General features: G+C 57.1%; 1 protein-coding gene. It reads right to left on the bottom strand.

The features are described from left to right. Positions 1-1,109 (bottom strand): polyribonucleotide nucleotidyltransferase (locus B3W37_RS09345; RefSeq protein ID WP_483175512.1); only part of this gene is annotated, 1,109 nt, incomplete at both ends.

Here is a 1,109-nt window from a genome sequence, read left to right on the forward strand (position 1 = left end):
ATGGCGAAACGATCCTCTACCTTGACCAAGCCCATGGCGATGCCTGATACCGGCCGTTTGATGGGTACCCCGGCGTGCATCAGAGCCAGGGTGCTGCCGCACACGCTGCCCATGGAGCTGGAGCCGTTCGATTCCAGAACCTCGGATACCACGCGAATGGTGTAGGGAAAATCCGGCTCAGACGGTATTACCGCCAGCAAAGCCCGTTCCGCCAGGGCGCCGTGCCCGATTTCTCTGCGGCCCGGGCCGCGCATCGGCCTGACCTCTCCCACACTGAAGGGCGGGAAGTTATAATGATGGATGTAGCGCTTGGTCTCTTCTATGCCCAATCCGTCCAGGCGCTGTTCTTCACTCATGCCGCCCAGGGTGGCTACCGACAGTACCTGAGTCTGCCCCCGGGTGAACAAGCCGGAGCCATGCGGTCTGGGCAGGAAGCCCACCTCACAGCTGACCGGTCTGATTTCATTCAATTTACGGCCGTCGACACGTTCGCCGTCCTCCAGGGCCATTTTGCGCACGATTTCTTTCATCATGGCGTCGACCAGGGAGCCCACTTGTTTGAGCTGTTCCGGGTAAATCTCGGCAAAATGCTCGAGGATGCTGTCATGGGCCTTGTCCATATCAGCTTCGCGGGCTTTTTTATCGGGATTGCGCACCGCTTGATTGAGAATGTCATAAGCATAAGCCCTCACTGCGGCGTCCATCTCTTCATCCACCTGAGGCAGGACTACCTCCATTTTGGGCTGCTCCAGTGCGGCTATGATCGGCTCCTGGAAGGCCACGATCTTTTTGATTTCTTCGTGAGCGAAGAAGATGGCGTCGATCATGGTCTGTTCAGGCACTTCGTTGGCGCTGCCCTCCACCATCATGATGGCTTCTTTGGTTCCGGCCACTGCCATGTGCAGGTCAGTATTGCGGGACTGCTCAACCGTGGGGTTGATCACCAGCTGTCCGTCCACCAGCCCTACGATAACTGCAGCCAGGGGGCCATTGAAGGGGATATTGGAGACGCCTAAAGCCAAGGATGCCCCGATGATAGCGGTGACATCAGGGGTATTATCCTTGTCCACCGACAGGACAGTGGCTACCACATGAATGTCATTTTTATA

Source organism: Syntrophomonas sp. UBA5494, assembly GCF_002426325.1.